Annotated in this window: 3 protein-coding genes and 1 pseudogene; 2 read left to right on the forward strand and 2 right to left on the reverse strand. The window is 54.6% G+C overall.

Features of this window, described 5'->3' with window-relative positions; all coding sequences use genetic code 11:
- A pseudogene (locus tag ACEYDX_RS01240) lies at positions 1–504 on the forward strand (tRNA uridine-5-carboxymethylaminomethyl(34) synthesis GTPase MnmE); the annotation flags it as partial.
- Between the two features lie 1152 nt (positions 505–1656).
- Here ACEYDX_RS01240 and ACEYDX_RS01245 read toward each other — a convergent pair.
- Together ACEYDX_RS01245 and ACEYDX_RS01250 are read right to left on the reverse strand one after the other, a co-directional pair.
- Complete coding sequence (locus ACEYDX_RS01245; protein ID WP_373740220.1) at positions 1657–2799, reverse strand: NADH-dependent flavin oxidoreductase; 1143 nt, start codon at positions 2797–2799, stop codon at positions 1657–1659.
- A 220-nt stretch (positions 2800–3019) separates the two neighbouring features.
- Positions 3020–4024: a thiamine ABC transporter substrate-binding protein gene (locus ACEYDX_RS01250; protein WP_373740221.1), complete on the reverse strand. Its 1005-nt coding sequence runs from the start codon at positions 4022–4024 to the stop codon at positions 3020–3022.
- 252 nt (positions 4025–4276) lie between these two features.
- Between ACEYDX_RS01250 and pgk the strand changes: the two genes are divergently transcribed.
- Positions 4277–4692, forward strand: a 416-nt coding sequence (gene pgk, locus ACEYDX_RS01255; RefSeq protein ID WP_373740222.1) for a phosphoglycerate kinase, incomplete at its 3' end; no start/stop codon positions are given.

Below are 4692 nucleotides of genomic sequence, written 5' to 3' on the forward strand. Positions count from 1 at the left end.
CGCAGCCAGAGGGCCGTGCGCGAAGCCGATGTGGCGCTGATTCTGATTGATCCGGCCGAGGGCATCAACGCCAAAACCCGGGTAATTCTCGACAGCCTGCCGCCGTCGCTGAAAAAAATCGAAATCCGCAACAAAATCGATTTGGCCGGCGAAACCGCCGCAATGGTTTCAGACGGCCTCAAGTTTGCCGGCGGCGCGGATACGCTGATCAAACTTTCGGCCAAAACCGGAGAAGGTTTGGATTTACTCAAACAGGCGCTGCTCAACGAAATCGGCTGGCAGGGCGAGAGCGAAGGGCTGTTTCTCGCCCGCCGCCGCCACCTCGCCGCGCTGCACGAAGCCGAAGCCGAATTGGAAAACGCCGCGCTGTGCGGCAACCACCAAATCGAGCTTTTGGCCGAACACCTGCGGCTGGCGCAGGCCGCGTGCAGCGAAATCACCGGCGAATTTACGGCAGACGATTTATTGGGCGTGATTTTTTCGAGGTTCTGCATCGGGAAATAATCACAGGCCGAGACTTTTGCAAAGCTCAAATTAAACCAAAAAACCCCTTCCCTCCATTAGCTGCGCAAGTCCGCTACGCTTCCCCCGCGCAGGTGGGAATCCAGACTTATCGGTTTAGGAAATATTTAGAAATTACAGCAGGTTAAAATTCTGAATTCCCGCTTGTGCGGGGAAGCGTAGCGGACTTGCGCAGCTAATGACGGATTAGAAATTTTTGAATATTTTCTGGTTTTACAAAGGTCTCAGGTCGTCTGAAAATCCGCGTAGAGTGGGTGTAAACCCACCATCTCCACCGCATTTCACGATGATGGGTTTACACCCATCCTACCCAAATTGCCTGCTGAAAGCCGTCTGAAAGCCTTACCCGTCATTCCCACGCAGGTGGGAGTCCAACGCGGCAGGCAAGCGATCATTTCAGACGGCCTTGGAAAATAGGTGCTTTTGGCAAACCGCCGTTATTTCCTATAAATACTAAAATGCAAGCATCTGGATTCCCGCCTGCGCGGGAATGACGGTGGGAGCGGTGGCGGTGTCCGTAATGAGTTGGCGGAGCATTCAAGCAGTTTCGTGGTGGAAACGAAGGCCGTCTGAAAACTGTTTTTCAGACGGCCGTTGATTGTTTTCGGCTTCACAGAATTTCGTTTCGGTTTGTACAGAGCGGGTTGTAAGTCGGACAAGATGGCCAATGCAATTTTCCGACGGCTTCAGTTGGTCGGTGTAAATCCCAATCTACAGCCGTCTGAAAACCTTACTGTCATTCCGCACAGGCAAGAATCCAGAGGAAAGGCAGGCAACCGATCATTTCAGACGGCCTTTGAAAAACAAGTGCTTTTTGAAAACCGCCATGCCTCCACCAATACCGAAATACAACCGTCTGGATTCCCGTCTGCGCGGGAATGACGAAGGGGAGAACACACCTTGCAACTCAAAAGGAATGCATGTGGACTCCCGCCTGAGCGGGAATAGCAAAGAGACGACGGGGGTATTCCGTAATTTAATTGGGCCGCACATTCAAATCGGTTGGCGATGAAGACAAAAGGCCGTCTGAAAACTTTTTCAGACGGCCTTTGGTTGTTTTCGGCTTTGCAGAGTTCGTTTCGGATTGCCTAAATTGGGGCTGGCAACCCTGTTTTTCAGACGGCCTTTATCTGTTTAAAGGTCGAGAAGGTTCGGTTCTTGCCCTTTGAGCGGTGGCAGCCATGCTTCCGTGCCGGCGAGGGTGAAGTTCCACAAACGATCGGGGAAGCCGTAGCGGTCGGTTTGTTCGGGATCTACCGCGCGTTGGATGCCGTCTTCATCGCCGTTGATGATGCGGGTGGCAATATCGGGGTTTACCATAACGGTTTTGCCGAGTGCGATAAATTCCGCCCAGCCGGTGTTGAAGGCTTCCAGAATTTTGTTCGGGGTGTACAGGTTGCCCACGCCGATGAGCGGAAGTTTGCCGCCGATGCGCTCGTGAATCAGTTGGATGCGGTAAGTATCCGTATCTGCGCCGCGGCGGGCTTTTTTGTAGAAGTCCCACAATGAAATGTGCAGGTATTGCAGCGGCCGGGTTTTTAATGCATCAACCAGCGCAAAGGTGTCTTCCATGGTGATGCCCGCTTCTTCCGGCTCTTCCGGCGAGAAACGGTAGCCTACGATGAAATCGTCTCTGCCGTGTTTGGCTTTCGCCGCCAATACGGCTTCGACGACTGCCAACGGAAATCGCATGCGTTTTTCGCGCGAGCCGCCCCATTCGTCGGTGCGGCGGTTGGAATGGCCGGAATAGAACTGTTGAATCAAATAGTTATTCGCACCGTGGATTTCCACGCCGTCGAAGCCTGCCTGAATCGCCAAATCCGCGGCATTGCCGAACGCGGCGATGAGCGAGCGCACTTCTGCGTCCGTCGCTTCGCGCGTGCCGGAGGCTTCGTCTGCGCTGGCGGTGATTTTGTCTTGGCCGTTGAGCAGTTCGCCGATGGCCTGCTTGCCGCCGTGATGAATCTGCAAAACGGCTTTCGCGCCTTGGGATTTGATGATGTCGGCCGTTTCTTTCAGGCTGGGAATTTGTTCGGCGCGAACGGCTTCGGGCTGCCCGTAAAAGGCTTTGCCGCTCTCGTGCACCAGCGTTGCCGCCGTAATGAACATGCCCATATCGCCCGCACGGTTGGAAATAAACGTACGTTCCTGCCCGCCCAATGTGCCGTCGTCGTTTGAGGCAAGATGGGTCATGGGGGCGACGACCAAACGGTTTTTGATTTCTACACCGTTGTTCAGGGTATAAGGTTGGAATAACGGGTTGAATTTAGGGTTCATGTTTTGCTCCTGATTTAAGGGATTGGGAAAGGATTTGCCTGTTCAATGCCGTGTGCAGGCCGTCTGAAAGGTTTTCAGATGGCGTATTCAAGCCGTGCCGCCCACTGCACGGCAGGTTTCAGTATTTTTATTTATACAATTATATTTTAAATAAAACAATTGTGCACAATTATTTTCAGACGGCCTATCGACTGCTTAGGCCGTTGGGCTTAAAAACGGTTTATCTCAACACCGTTTTCGTCCAACGCTGCACCCACGCTTTCTGTTTCGCGTCCAAATCCGAGCGGCTCGGAGAATCGGTCTGCTTGGGCGTTTGCGCGAATTCGAACACTTTCGGCAGCGGCGTGCCTTTCACGGCGGGGTACACCCACATTTCGGTGGGAACGGATTTCTGCACGGCGGGGCTTTGCAGGTATTGCACGAGCTTCGCCGCCAATGCGCCCTGTTTCGCGCCGTTCAACACCGCCGCGCCTTCCACCTGCTTGAACACGCCGCCTTTCAGAAACAGATTGCCGGTGGGCGGTACGCTGTATTTGCCTTTGCCGAAAAACACTTCAGCAGCGGGGCTGGCCGCATAGCCCACAATCAGTGGACGGGAACCGCCGTTGTGGCTGAAATCGGTGTAATAGGCTTCGCTCCAGCCTTTGGCCGTTTTCACGCCGTTTTTGCGCATGTCCGCCCACCATTTGAACGCGCTTTCTTCGCCCAAACCGCCGATGTTGGCCATCAGGAAAGCCAGGCCGGGCGACGATGTGGCAGGATTGGGCACGACCAGCAGGTCTTTATAGGCGGGTTTGGCCAAATCCTGCAGACTCTGCGGCAGCGGCAGTTTTTTCTGTGCAAACCATTTTTTGTCGTAGTTGAGCACGACATAGCCGTAATCGACGGCAGGGATGGCGGGCATGGCCGCGTTGAGCGGTGCCGACGCGGGCTGTTTGGCCGCAAGAATACCGCTTTGGCGCGCCTTGCCGATGTTGGTGTTGTCCAAGCCGTACACCGCATCCGCAATCGGCCGCGCTTTGCTCAACACCAGTTTGTTGAGCATCTCGTTGCCGCTGCCGACCTTGATGACCGACACTTTGGCATGGTTGGCTTTTTCAAAAGCGGCAAACGCGCCCTTGGGCAGCGAAAACGAGCCGTGAACGGCCAAGCGCACTTCGGTTTGCGCCGCAGCGTGCGCCGCGAAAGCAAGCAGCAGTGCGGCAGACAGGGTTTTGGTATTCATGTTTTTCCTTTGCAGACATTGGGAACAGGCCGTTCGGGCGGTTTTCAGACGGCCTTTTTCAAACGGTTGCGATAATAACGCAAAAGGAAGACTTTGCTAAGGCTTGCAGGGATTAAAGGCCGTCTGAAAAGACGGTTTCAGACGGCCTTTGCGCTTCATCAACAACTGCGGCTGCCGCGGCTTTACCGCCGCGCCCCGTTCCCGCATAATAAACCCCGATTTTTCCATCCATTTCAATAAAGGAAACCCGCTATGGCATTCTTGAAACTCACCGAACAAAACGTATCCGGCAAAACCGTGCTCATCCGCGCCGACATGAACGTTCCCTTCAAAGACGGCAAAATCAGCGACGACACCCGCATCCGCGCTTCGCTCGCGTCCATCCGATACTGCTTGGACAACGGCGCGGCGGTGATTGTGATGACCCACCTCGGCCGCCCGACCGAAGGCGAGTTCCATCCCGAAGACGACGTTGCGCCCGTGGCCGCGCATTTGGGCGGTCTGCTCGGCAAAGACGTGAAAGTGCTCAACGACTGGCGCGAAAACAAACCTGCGCTGAACGCGGGCGACGTGGTGATGCTGCAAAACGTGCGCATCAACAAAGGTGAAAAGAAAAACGATTTGGAGCTGGGCAAAGCCTACGCCGCGCTGTGCGACGTGTTCGTGAA

The organism is Neisseria sp. (assembly GCF_041804105.1).
Classification (GTDB): Bacteria; Pseudomonadota; Gammaproteobacteria; order Burkholderiales; family Neisseriaceae; genus Neisseria.